A 15,945-nucleotide genomic window follows, 5' to 3' on the forward strand; every position below is an offset into this window, starting at 1 on the left:
CTGCGGCGGTTCGGCGGTGCTTCGACGCAAGTTTCGACTACTCGGTCGTCCGGCGCTGGGGGCCGCTACGCGACATCGTCGTTCACTCGCGGTGGACCAGAAACACGCCTGCGGTCAACAGCGCGCCTCCACCGACGAGTCCGAACCCGACCCGTTCGTCGAGGAAGAGGGCCCCCAGCAGGATGCCGACGACCGGTTGGGCGAAGAAGAACACCGCCACCGCGCTCGCGTCCGCGTACTCTAACCCCTTGTACCAGCAGAACCACGCGACGGCGGTGCTCAGGACAGCGAGGTAGAGGACGGCACCGACGATGGGAAGGGTGACCGGGACCGAATCGAACGCGTCCGGGCGCATCCACAGTTCGAGGGGAACCAGCGCGCCGAACAAGGGGACCGACAGGACCGTCGCGTACGTCGCCGTCTCGAGTGCGGAGTATCGCCGGACGAGTGGTTTGGCGAACACGGAGAACGCGGCGAAACAGAACGCCGAGACCAGCAGCAGTCCGACACCGGAGAGACCACCGCCAGCGAGCGCCTGCAGGTCGTACTGGCCGGCGATGACCACGACCGTCCCCAGCGAAGCGAGCGCGACTCCTGCCGTTCGACGGCGCGTGAGGCGCTCGCCGAGCACGGCCACACCCAAGGCAATCATGAAAATCGGCGTCAGGACGGTCAGAAGCGACCCCTGACTCGCGTTCGTCAACTCCGTCCCCACGAACTGCGTCGTGAGCGCGGCCGTGAGCCAGACGGCGAGCGCACCGAATCGACCCCACTCCCGGTTGGAGAACGACCGCGTCGGCGTCGTCGCGCGCACCGCCAGATACAGCACGCCACCCCCGAGCGCGACTCGCAGGAACGCCAGCGTGAGCGGTGGAATCGCTCGAAACCCCCACTTGCTGACGACGTACATCCCGCCCCAGAGCGTCGCGGCGAGGAGCGGCGCGGCCGCGAAGAGTCGGTCGCGATTCACTGTCACGGCTTTCTCCCCGGACGCGAAGAGTACCGCGATTCGGGCCGGTACAGCGAGACACGTTCCCTCGACTTCGACCCAGTATTCGATAGAACGGACTTTCTGGTGGCGGTTACGTCAAAATCCGGCTGTTTTGGACAGCAACCGCGGTACGTGCCAGTGTACATCATAAATCCCTATACGCGATATAGAACTGGTCGTTCGGCGGAAGTCTACGCCACAGATATCCGCCGCCCGAAGGCGTTTCCCCGTCGCTCGCCTACGCGAAGCCATGACTATCGGCCGACGAGTGGTCCTGGCGACGTTGGGTGTCGCGTCGCTCGTCGTCTACCTCGCGGTGGCCGTGCTGGGCTATCGACTTCTCGTCTCGCTGTGGGCCGCCCGGCCGTCGCCGGGACTCGTGTTCGCCGCCGTCGTCGGGACGGCGCTGGTGTTGGGGGCACTGAGCTACTGGTCCGGGACGACGCAGTTGAAGCGGTCCCTCGATGCGGTGGTGCTCCCGCGCTCGCGTGCGCCCGAGACGTACCGGCGGTTCGAAGCGCTGGTCGACCGGATGGACGTGCGCCGCCCGGCGCTACTGGTCGCGCGGTTACCGGTCCCGAACGCCTTCGCCGTCGGCGGGACGGGGGCGGCCGTCGTCGTCGACCGACGACTGTTCGGCTACCTTTCGGCCGACGAGATGGAGACGCTGTTGGCCCACGAACTCGCTCATCTGGAGCGCCGAGACGCCCTCGTTCAGACGCTCGCCTACAGCGTCACCCAGAGCCTCGTCGGGATGGTCGCCGTCGTGTTGTTTCCGGTAGTCGTGCTGACTGGCGGTATCGCCCGGGCGCTGGCGCTCGTCCGCGGCAATCCGTCGTCGTGGTCCCGGTCGTGGTTCGCCCGAACCCAGCGGACGGCGTTGCAGGTGGTCGCGCTGTTGGGGCTGGCGGTGACGCTGTTGGTGCTGGCGTACTCCCGGCGACGGGAGTGGGCGGCCGACGACCGGGCCGTCGACGTGACGGGTGATCCGCTGGCGCTCGCGCGGGCGCTCCGGAAGATAGAGCGGGCCTCGACCCCGAATATCGGGCCGCTGACACCGCTGTACGTCCACGGCGACGACGACGGTCCGTTGGCTCGCCTGCTGTCGACGCACCCGCCGATGGACGAGCGAATCGGCAGACTGCTCGACCGTGCGCGGCGACAATCGCCGCTCCGTCCGCGTCGGCCCTAGTCCGCGAGCAGGTCCGCCAGCGTCCGGCGAAGGTCGCCGCTCCCGGGACTCTGGGGAACCTGTGCGAGGATGTCCCGGTGAAGGGCGTCGAGCGCGTCGCTCGGCCCCACTCGGTCGAGTCGGTGGCCGTGTTTCAGCGCCACGCGCGGCGACACGTCAAACAACAGGTCCTGCCGGCCGATGGTCGAGTGGGTGATGACCAGCGCCTCGACGGCCCGTTCGACGTATCGTTCGCGGTCTTCCGAGTCGCCAACGCCAGCGAGCGCACCCGCGAGCAGCGCTTCGAGACGGTCGGTCCGCTCGTTCGGCCCCGGCGGCGCGTCGAGGACTGTCGTGCCGTCGGGCTGTTCGGGGAGCATGCTCTCCCGGGGCGCGTACGAGAGGACGGCACCCGTCGTCGGGTCGGTGGCGCTCGGGAGCGGCGACGTCAGCCGTTTCGAGGGGGCGGTATCGGTGAAGACGACGACGAGGTCGGCGGGATTGCCCGAGACGGGGGCCGCGTCGCCGGCCGCCTGCGGTGGCTGGTCGTACCCCCGACGGAGCGCCTCTCGGAAAGTGCCCGGAACCGGCCCCGTGTCGGTCCGGAGTTCGACGTGGACGACGACCGGGCCGGCGGCGCTCTCCTCCACGAGCGACCACAGCGTAGAGACGGCGTCGCGGGCGAGCGGGGACAGCCGGGTACACGGGCAGTCCAACTCCGCCGCGAGCAGTCGCGCCAGTGTGAACCCCCGCCACCCGGTCAAGTCGGCGACGTAGAACCACGGCACGGCGTGAATGGGGCCGACGCTGGCGTCGGCACTCTCGGGAGTGAGCGCCGCGGGGACCCCGTCGAGATAGTCGGCGAACACCTCCATCTCGGGGGTGAAGTACTCCCGGACAGCGGCCGGAAGCGACGTAGCGACGCGACAGTGCGACGGGACCGAGGACATACCATGGGTTCGGTCGACGCCGCTAAAACCCTGCCGAGAACGCACGTATTGGGCCGCCGACTCGGTACCGGCCGAGACACGTCCACAGCAATCCGGGACGGCGAGAGCAACACCAACTGGGGATACGCGTCGAGTTCGCTCCCCGAAAGCCGCCTCCAGACGCTCCGTCGGCATAACGGGGGTTCGGACGCGTCTCGTCCTTCGCGACCACCGTTCGCGGAGTGTCGCCTCGAACCGCCTCGTGTATCCAGAATATCAAAATAGTATTGTCGGTCCCCACGTGGGAACTGGTATGGACCGGCGAGCGTTTTTGACGGCGACGGGGTTGGCTGTCAGCACAGGAGGCTGTCTTCGGTTGGCCGAGCCAGATTCGGGGAACGAATCGTCGGCGGCAAGCGAGACAGCGACCGACGGAGTAACCACATCGCAGACAGCGACGGCGAGCGACACGAGCGGACAGACGGAGACGGAAACCGAGGCGGAGCGGGCGACGCTGGCGGAACTGGCGTGTTCCACCGACGCGACGCTACCGGTGACCGCCACTGACGCGTGGGGACAACCACAGAGCGACGCTGCCGCAACCGGTTACGTCCCCGCGGAATCCGTCGGCACCGACGGTGCGTGTATCGCGTGGCGAGCGGAGGACTTGGGGACTGTCTCCTCCAGTATCGTCCTCTCGGACGAGTTCGTCTTCACGGGCGGCGCGAACGGGGAGGGACTACGCGCCTCGGACCGGGCGACGGGTGAGCTAGGGTGGACGACCCGAGACACGCTTCCGGCGGACGAACTCATCAACGTTCGCAACCCCCTCGTGGTCGACGGCACCGTGTACGTCAACGCGGAGAGTATACGCACCGGCGCGCAGGTCTTCGCCCTCGACGCTGGGACCGGCGAGGAGCAGTGGCGCACGAAGCCCGCGGCCGACGCCGACCTCCTGGGCGCACTTCGGTATCGGGACGGGACCCTCTACGGGAGCGGATGGGTCGGCGAAGACGCGGTCGCGTGGGCGGTGGACGCCGCCGATGGGTCGCAACGGTGGCAAACGACGCTGAGTGGGGGCGGCAGTACCTCGCTGTCGGTCGGTTCCGAACGGGTGTACGTCGCGGGTGACCGGCAGGGCGACGCCGGGGTTCGCGCGCTCGACCCCGAAACGGGTGAACTCCTGTGGCGTGCGGTCGACCAGGAGGTTCGCGGTGCCCCGACCGTCGGCGACGGAACTGTGTACGCCACGACGCCGAACGACGTGGGGCCGAAGACGCTGTTCGCGCTCGACCCCGCCAGCGGTGAGACGAAGTGGTCGTTCGAGACGCTGAACGGGACGAACGGGTCGGCCGTCGTCGCCGACGGGACGGTGACGTTCGGGACGTCCGACGGCGAGATATACTGTCTCGACGCCGAGGGAGCGCCGCTGTGGCGATATCGCGGAGAGGACGTTCGCTTCTCGCAAGCAGGCCCCATCCGCGTCGGTGACACCCTCATCGCGGGGGCCACACAGGAACAGAGCGGTCTGTACGCCATCGACGCGGCGACCGGCGACACGCTGTGGTCGGTACCGACCCCCGACGTAGCGATGACGCCAGCGGTCGTCGACGGTGTGGTGTACGCGATGTACCGGACCGAAGACTACAGCCACCATCTGATGGCGTTACGAGCGTGACACGGTATCGAACGCGGATTCGTGCCACGATAGACAGCGATACGAAGCGTTCTGACCGGCATTCGTAGCGGTGTTACCAGTTACGCGCGAGCGGAAATCCCGACGCTGCGCGACAGTGTGCCAGGAATCGACCGGTTTTGGCCCAGCCGCTGCGACGGTGAGCGCCTGCACGCGACCCGATTTTGTATATCTATATTTGGTTTACAACCGACTGTCGGTCGTAGCGTCCCAGTTCGCCGGGTAGCCACGGAGAAGGCCTCACTCGTCGGAAGCCACGCGCTCGACGTGTGCGGCCACTGTCTCTGGATTCTCGCGAGGCGCCCAGTGGGCGCAGTCGTCGAGAACGTGGAGTTCGGCGTCGGGAATCCGGTCGGCGGCCCGTTCGGCCCACTCGACGGGGAACAACTCGTCGTGTGCGCCGTGGAGCAGCGTCGTCGGCGCGGCGAGGTCCCCGAATCGGTCGAGAAACGTCGTCCGATAGCCGCGTCGGGTGACCTCGGCCTTCCGAAATCGCCGAAACGCCGCGCCCGCCGTGGGACGCTGGACCTCACGGTAGACGGCGTCGACGGCCTCGGCGGGGAGCGCATCGAGGTCGTGGACGATGCCGCCCAGACTCGCGCGTGTGAGGCCCCGACTCCGCCGAAAGGCCGCGATAGCCACTCGATTGAACACCTGCACGCGCGCGAGGACGTACGAGAGAAAGCCGTTCGGCAGGTCGCGACCGAGGCCGAACGGGTCGATTGGGACCAGCGCCTCGACGAGGTCCGGGCGGTCAAGCGCCAGTTGGATGGCGACGCCGCCGCCCAGCGAGAGACCGACGAGCGTGACCGGCCCTAACTCCAGTGCGTCCAGAACGCCCGCGATTACCTCGGCGTGTCGGGGAATCGAGTACGGACCGTCGGCGAGTTCACTCTCACCGTACCCGAGGAGGTCCGGAGCGACGACGCGGTAGTCCTCGGCGAGGCGGTCCCGCACCGGCGGCCACGAGACGTGTGCCGCGTCGACGATGCCCCCGTGCAGGAGGACCACCGGCGGCCCCTCGCCCGCCGTCTGGTAGTGAATCCGTGTCCCCGCGACCGTGACGCTCGCGTCGGTGACCATAGCGACCGGTCGACGGCCATCCACTGAAGCGTTTCGTCGGTCTGCCCGCGAGAGAAGCCAATTCGCTGTTTCGTGAGTGAATCCGTGTGACCGCCTTCGCCGCCAATAAATCACATATTGCGATATAGAATTCCGGATGCTGGTCTTCGGTGGCCGAGAGTGACGGCGCGCACTACGCGTTTTGTGTTCCCTAAGATATGGGACGGCTGTCATCCGTCGTCGCGGGACGACGGACCCGGGCCACGTCGAACGGCCAGTCACACGCATATCCGAAAACGACCACCCGCCAGCAGTGAGAGCGAGCGAAACAGGGGTGTGCCCGTCGAACTCGGCGAGCAACTCCGGGACGGCGGCGAACCGACCAGCACCACCGGCGAGTGGGAACTGCCCTTCGCCTTCGGCGAACCGGGCCTCGAAATCGAACTGGAATCCCGGGCCGGACCGACGAAAAAACGCCGTCTACCGAGCAGTCCACGTGCGGTCGCCGACGGTCACCACTCCAGCGACCCGCCGCTCTGGTACTCGGTGACCTGCGTCTCGAAGAAGTTCTTCTCCTTGTTGAGGTCGACCTGTTCCGAGAGCCACGGGAACGGGTTGTCGGTCCCGTACTGCTCAGGTAGGTCGAGCTGGCCGAGCCGCCGGTCCGCGACGTACTCGACGTACTCTGCGAACTGCGCGGCGCTCATGCCGAGTATCTCGTCGGGACAGGCCTCGTAGGCGTAGATGTGTTCGAGGTCGACCGCCTCGGTCACGAGGGCGACGATTTCCTCCTCGAACGCTTCGGTCCACACAGCGGGTCGTTCGGCCCGAATCTGGTTCACGAGGTCGACGCCGAACCCGACGTGGAGTGATTCGTCGCGCATGATGTACTCGAACTGCTGACCGACGCCGACCATCTTCCCCTGTCGTTTCAGGCCGAGCATCATCGCGAATCCGGCGTAGAAGAAGATGCCCTCCATGATGACGTAGAAACCGACGAGGTCCCGCAGGAAGTCCCGCACGTCGGCGTCCGTCTCGATACTGAACGCGGGGCGGTCGATGGCCCGCGTGAGGTCGACGACGAACTCGTCTTTCTCGGCGATGGAGGGGACGCGGTCGTACATCCCGTAGAGGTACTCCGGGTCGAACCCCAGCGAGTCACAGCAGTAGATGAACGTGTCCGTGTGGATGGCCTCCTCGTAAGCCTGTCGCAGGAGGTACTGTCGACACTCCGGGGCGGTGACGTACTCGTAGAGGGCGAGGACGATGTTGTTGGCCGTCAGCGACTCCGCCGTCGAGAAGAAGCCGAGGTTCCACTCGACGAGTTGGCGTTCGGCCTCGGAGAGGGCGTCGCCCTCCCACTGGGTGATGTCGTCCTGCATCGGTATCTCCTCGGGCACCCAGTTGTTGTTGACGCCCGCCTCGTAGTACTCGCGGGCCCAGTCGTAGTCGATTGGCAGTATCTTGTTCGGGTCGTGTTCGGCGTCGGTATCGATGATTGGCATTGGTTATTGACAGGCGTCGCAGGTCGGGTCTTCGACGGTACAGAGGTCGCTCTCGCCGTCCGCCGGTTTGGTTCCTTCGTAGGCATCACGATGTTGTGTCTTGCCGTACTCGGCCATGTCCAGCGTCGACTTCTCTATCTGGGACGCACCGAGCGTCCGGAGGTAGTACGTCGTCTTCAGACCGAGTTCCCACGCGGTCGTGTACACGTCGTCGAGCAACGACCCGTCCGTCGACGGGAAGAACACGTTGTGGGAGACGGACTGGTCTATCCACGTCTGTCGGTGCGCGGTCAGTCGCAACTGGTGGCGCGGGTCTATCTCGAACGCGCCCCGGTGGAGTTCTCGCAGGGACGCTGGAATCTCGGCTATCTCCTGAATCGACCCGTCGTGGAACTTGATGCGGTCCACCATCTCCTCGTCCCATAGCCCTTCTTCCCGGAGGTCGTCGACAAGGTGGTCGTTGACGATGGTGAAATCCCCCGACATGTTCGACTTCACGTAGAGGTTCGAGTACAGCGGTTCGATAGAGGGCGTGGTCCCGTTGATGGTCGAGACGGTGGCCGTCGGCGCGATGGCCATCGTGTTGGAGTTGCGCATCCCGTGTGCGTCGACGTGCGCCCGGACGCGGTCCCAGTCCATCGTCTCCGTGCGCTCTGTCGGAATCTCGCGGCCCCGTTCCTCTTCCAGCAAGTCGACGGTGTCCTGCGGGAGCAGGCCACGGTCCCATTTGGAACCTTCGTAGGAATCGTACGTGCCGCGCTCGGCGGCGAGTTTCGAAGACCCGAGGATAGCGTGGTAGGAGACGAACTCCTGCCACCGGTTCGCTTTCTCGACGGCGGCCTCGGAGGCCATCGGAACCCCCAGTTCCAGCAGGGCTTCGTGAAAGCCCATCGTCCCGAGGCCGACGGGTCGATGACGCATGTTCGAGGCCGACGCCTCGTCGGTCGGGTAGAAACACAGGTCCACGACGTTGTCGAGCATCCGCATCGCCGTCTCGATGGTGTCGGCGAGGTGGTCCTGGTCGAGCATCGCGGTCGAGTCGGACCGCTCGGTCTCCGCGGCCCCGTGGTCCGCGCTCACCGCCTCGACGTGGGTCGCGTAGTTGACGCTCCCGAGGTTGCAGACGGCGTGTTCGTCGGCGCTGGTGTTGAGCGTGATTTCGGTACAGAGGTTCGAAGAGTGGACCGTCCCGACGTGGTCCTGTGGCGACCGGACGTTACAGGGGTCTTTGAACGTCAGCCACGGGTGGCCCGTCTCGAAGAGGCGCGTGAGCATCGTCCGCCAGAGCTCGGCCGCCTCGACCCGCTCGTACTGACGCATCTCCCCGTTCTCGGCCTCCCGTTCGTACTCCCGGTACCGCTCGGCGAACGCCTCCCCGGACAGGTCGTGGAGGTCCGGCACTTCGTCGGGCGAGAACAGTGTCCACTCCCCGTCGGACTGCACCCGTTCGACGAACAGGTCCGGAATCCACGCCGCGGTGTTCATGTCCGGCGTCCGCCGACGCTCGTCGCCCGTGTTGCGCTTCAGGTCCAGAAACGCCGGGAAGTCCAAGTGCCAGCAGGCGAGGTAGGCACAGGCCGCACCGCGTCGCTTGCCCGAGCGGTTGATGGCCGCGGTCACGTCGTTGCTGATGCGCAGGAACGGGACCACGCCGGTCGACTCGACGCCGGTCGACTCGATGAGCGACCCCGCGGCGCGGAGGTTCGTCCAGTCGTTGCCGAGGCCGCCGCTCCACTTCGACAGTTGGGCGTGGTGCTTGTAGGCGTCGAAGATGTCGCCGAGGTCGTCTGGGACCGTCGTCAGGTAACACGAGGAGAGTTGGGGATGCGTGGTACCGCTGTGGAACAGCGTCGGCGTCGACGGCGTGAACTCCAGTTTCGAGAGCACGTCGTAGAACTCCTCGGCCCGTCGCTGCGGGTCGTCTTCCTCGACCGCCAGTCCCATCGCCACCCGCATCCAGAACGCCTGCGGGAGTTCGAGGTGTTCCCCCTCGGTCTCGGTCTTGAGGAAGTACCGCTGTCTGAGCGTCTCCATCGCCATGTACTCGAAGTGTTCGTCCCGGTCGAGTTCGAGATACTCCGCGAGGGCTTCGCAGTCGAAGCGGTCGAGCAGTCGCTCGTCGAGGAGTCCGAGGTCGACGCCGCGTTCGAGGTTGGTGACGAACGCCGCCCGGTACTCGCGGTCGAGTGCGTCGCCGGTCACGTCCTCGCCCAGCACCGTTCGGTAGTACTGGTGGCGCGCGACGGCACCGGCCACCCGTTCGAGTCCGGGTTCGCGCTCGATGCGGGCGGTCAAGGCCTGCAAGACGGCGTCGTACACCTCGTCTCGTGACGCCCCCTCGTACAGCGAGCGGTCAATCTCGCTGCGGATGGCCGCCCAGTCGGCGTCGGGAAGCGGTTCGTCGGTAGCAGTTCGTGCGCGGTCGAGAATCGACCGTCCGTCGTCTGTCGTCTGTTGTCGGCTCATGGTGTCACACGCGGCGGTCGGTCGTGTCGGAGTCTGGCCACTGTTGGCACTCAGAGCGTCCGGGCGTGCCACCGCCTGGCGAGCGTCGCCACTCACCGGACAGTGTGGCTTACACGGCTTGAGGACCGTCTACCGCCGCAGTACGTGCGGTTGTCCCGATACGGTATAAAATTTCCCCAACTGAATTTCAGTAATACAAGTTCACTTTATTTCGAGGCGTGCCGTCACTGCTCCGCCGACGACGGCAGTATCGCCGACGTAATCGTATCCGCGCGGTCGACGAGGACGCTCCCGACGACGCTCATCACGAGGACGTAGCCGACGGTAAAGGCCGGGAGGACCGACCCGAGACGACCCGTCCCGATCGAGGCCGCCAGCGCGACGATGACCAGCGAGAACTCACCGCGGGGGACCAGTCCCAGTCCGACCCGAAGCGACCGGCGCTGGTCCAGTCCGTAGACCCGTCCCGAGAGGGTGCCGCTGACGAGTTTCCCAGCGGTGGTCGCGACGACGGCGACGGCCAGCAGTCCGGCGACGCCCGCGAGCAGGGTGATGTCCGTCGAGAGGCCGATGGCGAAGAAGAACACGGCCGCGAAGAGGTCCCGCGCTGGAGCGACGATGTGTTCGATGCGCTCGACGTGGGTGGTCTGACTGAGACCGGTCCCGAGGAAGAAGGCGGCGACGGCCTCGCTGACGCCCAGCGCGAGTGCCGCCCCGGCCACCAGCGTCGTCAGGCCGACGACCCGGAGGATGAACAGTTCGTCCGACCCGGTGGTAAAGAGGCGTTCGAACCACGCCGACCCGTACCACGCGACGACCGAGAGGCCCCCGAGAAAGAGGAAGGCGACGCCGACGGAGACGGCCGCCTCGCGGAGGCCGCCGCCGCCGGTGACCGCCGCCAACAGCGCGAGGTAGACGGCGATGAGGATGTCCTCGAAGACGAGAGTCCCGAGGATGGGGCTCGACTCCTCGTTGGCGATCCATCCCGTCTCGATGAGCGACTTCGTGACGACGGCACTCGAAGAGATGTAGACGATGCCCGCGAGGAACAGCGTCTCGACGAGCGTCCATCCGAAGGCGAGGCCGATGGCCGCGCCGATGCCGAAGTTGACGAGGAAGTCCACGCTTCCGACGGTGGTTATCTTCCGCCGGTCCCGAAGCAGTTGCTCGACGCTGAACTCCAAGCCGAGGAAAAAGAGGAGGAAGACGACCCCCAGTTCCGCCAGCACGGCGATGACCTCGCCGTCGCTGACGAAATCGACGGGGAGGCCCAGTATCGCCGTCGGCGCGTTCGGTCCCAAGAGGACGCCGACGAGGATGTACGCGGGGATGACCGACAGGCCGACCCGCGTGGCCAGTGCCCCCGCGACGGCGATGCCGGCGACGGCGACGCCCAGTTCCAGTAGTAACTCAGCCATCGTCGTCCGGCGTCACCAGCCCTTCGACTGCCGACTGCTCGTCGCGGGTGCCGAGGGTGACGAGAATGTCGCCCGCGGCGATGGTGTCGTCCGCGTCCGGGTTCGGAAGCGTCTCCGCGTCCCGTTGAATCGCGATGATAGACGCGCCGGTCTGCTGACGGACCTGCGCGTCGGCGAGGGTCTGCCCCGCCAGCGGTGAGTCGTCGCCGACGTCTATCCACTCGATGATGGCGTCGCCGAGGGGCACGTCGACCGAGTCCGTCTCGACCGGTTGGAAGTACGCCCCCTGCAAAATCGCGCCCACCTCGCGCGCCCGCTGACCGGTGAGCGAGAACACCCGGTCGGCGTCGGCGTCGGGGTTCGACTTGTGGAACACCTCTCGCTTGCCGTCGTGGTGAATCACGATGACGAGGCGCTCCTCCCCGCCGATTTCCACCTCGAACTTCTTGCCCACGCCGGGCACGTCTGTCTCGTAAACCGTCATACCGGGGGCAACGGGGGCGAGCGAAATAAACATCTACCACGTCGGGGGAGTATGACCACCGCCTCGTGCCGCTCAGAACTCGCCGCTCGGCGCGGGGACGCCGCCGTCGTCGCCGCCGTCCAAGTCGAACTCCTCGCGGAGTTCGCGGATGCGGTCGCGGATGTCCGCCGCGAGTTCGAACTCCAGATTGTTGGCGGCCTCCTGCATCCGCGCTTCGAGTTCGTCGACCTGTCGGGCCGCCTCGTCCTCGTCTGCCGGGCCGTCGCCCGAGATGCCGCCGGTGTCGGTCTTGCTCCCGGGGAGGTTCGTCTCGCCCACGTCCTTCTCGATGGTCGTCGGTTCGAAGCCGTGTTCCTCGTTGTACGCCTGTTGAATGCGGCGGCGGCGCTGGGTCTCGTCGATGGCCGACGCCATCGCGTCGCTGGTGTCGTCGGCGTAGAGGACGACTTCGCCGTTGACGTTTCTGGCGGCCCGGCCCATCGTCTGGACGAGCGTCGTCTCCGAGCGCAGGAACCCCTCTTGGTCGGCGTCGAGGATGGCGACGAGCGAGACTTCGGGGATGTCGAGTCCCTCCCGCAGGAGGTTGATACCCACGAGCACGTCGATGTCGCCCAGTCGGAGCGAGCGGATGAGTTCGTGGCGTTCGAGCGTGTCCGTCTCGTCGTGCATGTACGCCACGCTGACGCCCGCTTCTTCGAGATACTCGGTGAGGTCCTCGGCCATCCGCTTGGTGAGCGTGGTGACGAGGACGCGTTCGTCCCGGTCGATTCGGTCGTCGATGCGGTCCATCAGGTCGTCGACCTGTCCGGTGGCGTCGGCCACCTCGACGGCGGGGTCGACGAGGTGCGTGGGTCGGACGATTTGCTCGACGACCTGCTGGCTGTGCTCGCGTTCGTAGTCGCTCGGCGTCGCGGAGACGTACAGCGTCTGGTCGGTCTTCTCTTCGAACTCCTCGAAGGTGAGCGGGCGGTTGTCGAACGCCGTGGGGAGGCGGAAACCGTTCTCGACCAGACTCTCCTTGCGCGACTTGTCGCCCGCGAACTGGCCGCGAATCTGCGGGATGGTCTGGTGGGACTCGTCGATGACCGTGAGGAAGTCGTCCGGGAAGTAGTCCAGCAGGGTGTAGGGCGCTTCGCCGCTCTCGCGGTCCGAGAGGTGGACCGAGTAGTTCTCGATGCCCGAACAGTACCCCGTCTCCTGCATCATCTCCAAGTCGAAGGTGGTGCGCTCCTCGATTCGCTGGGCGGCGACGGCGTCGCCGTTCCGCTCGAAGTACCGGATGCGCTGGTCGAGCAGTTCCTTAATCTCCTCGATGGCTCGCTCCAGCCGTTGCTCGGGGATGGAGTAGTGTTCGGCCGGGTGAATCAGCGCGGCGGGTTCCTCCCGGACGACTTTGCCCTCCAGCGGGTCGACTTTGAGCATCCGGTCTATCTCGTCGCCCCAGAACTCCACGCGGATGGCGTAGCGGCCGTACATCGGGTAGATTTCGAGCGTGTCCCCGCGCACGCGGAACGTGCCCTGCGTGAAGTCCACGTCGTTGCGCTCGTAGTTCAGGTCGACGAGGCGGCCCAGCAGTTCGTCGCGTTCTATCTCCTGGCCGACTTCCAGCGGGAGGGACATGTCGACGTAGTTTCGCGGGTCGCCGAGGCCGTAGATGGCCGAGACGCTCGCGACGACGATGACGTCGTCCCGAGTGAGCAGGGAGCGCGTCGCCGAGTGGCGCAGGCGGTCGATTTCGTCGTTGATGGAGGCGTCCTTGTCGATGAAGGTGTCCGTCTGCTCGACGTAGGCCTCGGGTTGGTAGTAGTCGTAGTAGGAGACGAAGTACTCGACGGCGTTGTCCGGGAAGAGGTTCCGGAACTCCTCGTACAACTGTGCGGCCAGCGTCTTGTTGTGGGCGATGACGAGTGTGGGCTTTTGAATCTCCTCGATGGTCCACGAGACGGTGTTTGTCTTGCCCGACCCCGTCACGCCCAGCAGGGTCTGTTTGTCCATCCCCTGCCGGAACCCCTCGGCCAACTGCGCGATGGCCTCGGGTTGGTCACCGGCCGGGTCGAACGGCGCGTCGACGCGGAATTCGCTGTCGGCGTCCGGGCGGTCGATAGAGAGGGGGCCTCCGGCGTCGCTCATTGTGTGGTGGTAGGGTTGGAGCGACTTGAGGCTAGCGAGGGGTGCGAACGGAGTTCGCGGCCCGCCGAATGAGCGAGCGTCGAAGCCGCGAACAGTAGCGAGGTTCTGACCGACAGGGAAGAACCGCGAAGCGGAACGGGAACGGAGTGAGTCGTGGAGCAATAGGTGGGGCGCGAAGCGACCCGCGAGCAGTGAGAGCCGACAAAACCGCGTCTCGGTTCACGGCTCTTGGACGTCGAACGGCAGGTCGTCCGGGTCTTCGGTGACCAGCCACCACTTCTGGTTGCCGTCGGCGTGCCGTCGCTCAGTGTGGGTGCGCAGTTCCTCGAACCCGTCGAAGTCGCGGCCGCAGATGTGACAGCGGTAGTGGTGTTTCGTCATGGCGGGCAGTTCTCGCCGTGCGAGTTAGTAACTCGGCGCTTAACAGACCGGCTTGGGGTTGACACCGAGGTCTTCCAGCGTCTCGAAGTAGTCGTCGTACGCGGCGGCCACCACGTCGACGGCGGCGGCCTCGGCCGCGTCCCAATCGTCGTCGTTCTCGCAGTTCTCGTCCAGCAGTTCGGCGGCCTCCTCGCGCAGGACCTCGATGTCCGACCGCGCACTCCGGAAGGTACTCGCGGTCTGTGGGTCCGCCTGCCCGGTGAAGAAGCCGGTGAGTTGGCCCTTCGTCTTCTCGTCGACGAGTGCCCACCCGACGAGGCCCCCGAGGCGTTCGACCGTCGACTCGAAGTCGTCGAGGACGTCGTGCATCGCGAAGTCTCGGTCGGCGGGGTCCGCGCCCACGTCGTCCAGTCGGTCGGCGGCGTCTCCGGCCGCGTCGGCGAACAGCGCGGCGGCCGCGTCGTCTGACTCGTCGTCGGCCCACGCCGAGAAGGTGTCGTGAGCGGCCTGTTCGCGGGCCGCCGCGGCCGCGCGGACGGCCTCGGGGTTCATCTCGCCGCCGGTGTCGGCGTACAGCGTCTTCGAGGAGCCGAGTCGGGAGAGTTCGGTCTGCTGGTCGTCGCGCACGGCGTCGAGGAGGTCGCTGGCTGTCATAGTCCGGACTGCGCCCGGCGCGGGCTTGAAACCGTCGGACCCGCGCTTACCCGTGCCACGCCCCGCGGCGCTCGTCGTAGGTAGCGTCGGCGAGTCGGGCCGGTATCGCCGCCTCGTCGACCCCGAAGGCGACCAGCAGTTGCCGGGCGACGTGCCAACTGGCCGCCTCGCGGTCGAGGTCCACGAGCAGGATTTCGACGCGCGTGTACGTCTCTATCGCGCCGTCGGCGTCCGGGTCGGTCCCCTCTACGCGCGCGCACGACCCCGCGTCCGGTCGGCACTCGGCCGACGCCACCGGTTCGACGACGACATCGGCCGTCTCGGGGTCGTCGACGACATCCACCGAGACGTTCGCGGGGACGGTGCCGTCGGCCCCCTCACCGACGTAGGCCGCGGCATACGCGACTTCCTCGCGGTAGGCCGCCCGTTCGGCGTCCGACAGGCCCTCTCCGCGGACGGCGACCGTCAGCGTCGAATCGTTCCACGGGACGGGTCGCTCGCTGGCGTTCGGTCGCGGGAGCGTCGCGAGGGCGCGCTCGTGACGCATCACGTCACGCGGCGCGTCGTCGTGCGAGCGTCCGAGCAAGTGCCCCACCTCGTGCATGGCGACGAGGCGCGTCGAGTCGTCGTCGAACCCCCGCTGGACCCGCACCGTCGCGGGCCAGTCGACCCGGGTCGTCGCGTTGATTCGCGGCGCACACCCCGCCGAGTAGTCGGTGTCCCCGCAGTCACCGACCGTCTCGACGAACCGTACCTCGACGATGGGACCCGCAGTCGTCGGCGTCTCGCCGGGGTCGACCAGTCGGAACTCGGTCTCGAACCCGGCGTACTCGGCGGCGTGGCTCTCCCAATAGGTCAGTGCGTCGCGCGTGAGCGCACGCTCGCGGTCCGTTCCGTCGACGGCGACGGCCACCGTCTCGTCGGCGAACGGATGCCGCTGTTCGCCCAACTCCCCGACCGCCTCCGAAGCGGCACTACATCCGCTCACGGTCACGAGGGCGACCGCTACGAGTGCGACCGCCGTCCGTCGGTCCATCGTCCGGAGGTGGGCCTACGCG

General features: G+C 66.8%; 13 protein-coding genes and 1 pseudogene. 3 read left to right on the forward strand and 11 right to left on the reverse strand.

Annotation, left to right across the window (positions count from 1 at the left end; translation table 11 throughout):
* Nucleotides 1–82: 82 nt before the first annotated feature.
* Nucleotides 83–970 carry a DMT family transporter gene (locus NJQ44_RS17265; RefSeq protein WP_348533090.1) on the reverse strand — a complete coding sequence of 296 codons (888 nt, stop codon included), beginning with the start codon at nucleotides 968–970 and terminating at the stop codon, nucleotides 83–85.
* A gap of 271 nt (nucleotides 971–1,241) precedes the next feature.
* Here NJQ44_RS17265 and NJQ44_RS17270 point away from each other — a divergent pair, with 271 nt between their 5' ends.
* Nucleotides 1,242–2,183: a M48 family metallopeptidase gene (locus NJQ44_RS17270; RefSeq protein ID WP_254272577.1), complete on the forward strand. Its 942-nt coding sequence runs from the start codon at nucleotides 1,242–1,244 to the stop codon at nucleotides 2,181–2,183.
* On the opposite strand, the gene NJQ44_RS17275 is transcribed toward NJQ44_RS17270, so the two are convergent.
* On the reverse strand, nucleotides 2,180–3,112 hold the full coding sequence (locus NJQ44_RS17275; RefSeq protein ID WP_254272578.1) for a hypothetical protein: 933 nt from the start codon (nucleotides 3,110–3,112) through the stop codon (nucleotides 2,180–2,182). The genes NJQ44_RS17270 and NJQ44_RS17275 overlap by 4 nt on opposite strands.
* A 292-nt stretch (nucleotides 3,113–3,404) precedes the next feature.
* On the opposite strand from NJQ44_RS17275, the gene NJQ44_RS17280 reads away from it, so the two are divergent.
* Entirely contained in the window at nucleotides 3,405–4,769 is a 1,365-nt protein-coding gene (locus tag NJQ44_RS17280; RefSeq protein WP_254272579.1) for a PQQ-binding-like beta-propeller repeat protein, read from the forward strand.
* Between the two features lie 258 nt (nucleotides 4,770–5,027).
* Here NJQ44_RS17280 and NJQ44_RS17285 read toward each other — a convergent pair whose 3' ends face one another.
* Nucleotides 5,028–5,870 carry an alpha/beta fold hydrolase gene (locus tag NJQ44_RS17285; RefSeq protein WP_254272580.1) on the reverse strand — a complete coding sequence of 281 codons (843 nt, stop codon included), beginning with the start codon at nucleotides 5,868–5,870 and terminating at the stop codon, nucleotides 5,028–5,030.
* A 267-nt stretch (nucleotides 5,871–6,137) separates the two neighbouring features.
* On the opposite strand from NJQ44_RS17285, the pseudogene NJQ44_RS19515 reads away from it, so the two are divergent.
* Nucleotides 6,138–6,337, forward strand: a pseudogene (locus NJQ44_RS19515) (hypothetical protein); the annotation flags it as partial.
* A gap of 24 nt (nucleotides 6,338–6,361) precedes the next feature.
* On the opposite strand, the gene NJQ44_RS17290 reads toward NJQ44_RS19515, so the two are convergent.
* From NJQ44_RS17290 to NJQ44_RS17325, 8 genes are all read right to left on the reverse strand, one after another.
* On the reverse strand, nucleotides 6,362–7,354 hold the full coding sequence (locus tag NJQ44_RS17290; protein ID WP_254272581.1) for a ribonucleotide-diphosphate reductase subunit beta: 993 nt from the start codon (nucleotides 7,352–7,354) through the stop codon (nucleotides 6,362–6,364).
* A gap of 3 nt (nucleotides 7,355–7,357) precedes the next feature.
* Entirely contained in the window at nucleotides 7,358–9,820 is a 2,463-nt protein-coding gene (locus tag NJQ44_RS17295) for a ribonucleoside-diphosphate reductase subunit alpha (protein ID WP_254272582.1), read from the reverse strand.
* 224 nt (nucleotides 9,821–10,044) lie between these two features.
* Nucleotides 10,045–11,238, reverse strand: a complete 1,194-nt coding sequence (locus NJQ44_RS17300; protein ID WP_254272583.1) for a cation:proton antiporter — start codon at nucleotides 11,236–11,238, stop codon at nucleotides 10,045–10,047.
* The gene (locus NJQ44_RS17305; RefSeq protein WP_254272584.1) at nucleotides 11,231–11,722 is read right to left on the reverse strand and encodes a cation:proton antiporter regulatory subunit; all 492 of its coding nucleotides are present in this window, start codon (nucleotides 11,720–11,722) and stop codon (nucleotides 11,231–11,233) included. Before NJQ44_RS17305 ends, NJQ44_RS17300 begins: the two co-directional genes overlap by 8 nt.
* Before the next feature lie 72 nt (nucleotides 11,723–11,794).
* Nucleotides 11,795–13,852, reverse strand: coding sequence for an excinuclease ABC subunit UvrB (gene uvrB / locus NJQ44_RS17310; RefSeq protein WP_254272585.1), 2,058 nt, complete (start codon nucleotides 13,850–13,852; stop codon nucleotides 11,795–11,797).
* Between the two features lie 219 nt (nucleotides 13,853–14,071).
* A complete protein-coding gene (locus NJQ44_RS17315; RefSeq protein ID WP_254272586.1) occupies nucleotides 14,072–14,233 on the reverse strand; it encodes a C2H2-type zinc finger protein in 162 nt (53 codons plus the stop codon).
* Nucleotides 14,234–14,272: 39 nt separating this feature from the next.
* On the reverse strand, nucleotides 14,273–14,887 hold the full coding sequence (locus tag NJQ44_RS17320; protein WP_254272587.1) for a rubrerythrin family protein: 615 nt from the start codon (nucleotides 14,885–14,887) through the stop codon (nucleotides 14,273–14,275).
* A gap of 46 nt (nucleotides 14,888–14,933) precedes the next feature.
* Complete coding sequence (locus NJQ44_RS17325) at nucleotides 14,934–15,923, reverse strand: M10 family metallopeptidase domain-containing protein (RefSeq protein WP_254272588.1); 990 nt, start codon at nucleotides 15,921–15,923, stop codon at nucleotides 14,934–14,936.
* Nucleotides 15,924–15,945: the final 22 nt, after the last annotated feature.

Origin of the sequence: Haloarcula marina, assembly GCF_024218775.1 — an archaeon.
Taxonomy (GTDB): domain Archaea; phylum Halobacteriota; class Halobacteria; order Halobacteriales; family Haloarculaceae; genus Haloarcula; species Haloarcula marina.

What these genes read in the sequence shown, in the direction of transcription:
- NJQ44_RS17315 (WP_254272586.1), bottom strand. Translation starts at nt 14,233, where the DNA reads ATGACGAAACACCACTACCGCTGTCACATCTGCGGCCGCGACTTCGAC.
- NJQ44_RS17320 (WP_254272587.1), bottom strand. Translation starts at nt 14,887, where the DNA reads ATGACAGCCAGCGACCTCCTCGACGCCGTGCGCGACGACCAGCAGACC.
- NJQ44_RS17325 (WP_254272588.1), bottom strand. Translation starts at nt 15,923, where the DNA reads ATGGACCGACGGACGGCGGTCGCACTCGTAGCGGTCGCCCTCGTGACC.
- uvrB (WP_254272585.1), bottom strand. Translation starts at nt 13,852, where the DNA reads ATGAGCGACGCCGGAGGCCCCCTCTCTATCGACCGCCCGGACGCCGAC.
- NJQ44_RS17295 (WP_254272582.1), bottom strand. Translation starts at nt 9,820, where the DNA reads ATGAGCCGACAACAGACGACAGACGACGGACGGTCGATTCTCGACCGC.
- NJQ44_RS17275 (WP_254272578.1), bottom strand. Translation starts at nt 3,112, where the DNA reads ATGTCCTCGGTCCCGTCGCACTGTCGCGTCGCTACGTCGCTTCCGGCC.
- NJQ44_RS17285 (WP_254272580.1), bottom strand. Translation starts at nt 5,870, where the DNA reads ATGGTCACCGACGCGAGCGTCACGGTCGCGGGGACACGGATTCACTAC.
- NJQ44_RS17270 (WP_254272577.1), top strand. Translation starts at nt 1,242, where the DNA reads ATGACTATCGGCCGACGAGTGGTCCTGGCGACGTTGGGTGTCGCGTCG.
- NJQ44_RS17305 (WP_254272584.1), bottom strand. Translation starts at nt 11,722, where the DNA reads ATGACGGTTTACGAGACAGACGTGCCCGGCGTGGGCAAGAAGTTCGAG.
- NJQ44_RS17280 (WP_254272579.1), top strand. Translation starts at nt 3,405, where the DNA reads ATGGACCGGCGAGCGTTTTTGACGGCGACGGGGTTGGCTGTCAGCACA.
- NJQ44_RS17300 (WP_254272583.1), bottom strand. Translation starts at nt 11,238, where the DNA reads ATGGCTGAGTTACTACTGGAACTGGGCGTCGCCGTCGCCGGCATCGCC.
- NJQ44_RS17290 (WP_254272581.1), bottom strand. Translation starts at nt 7,354, where the DNA reads ATGCCAATCATCGATACCGACGCCGAACACGACCCGAACAAGATACTG.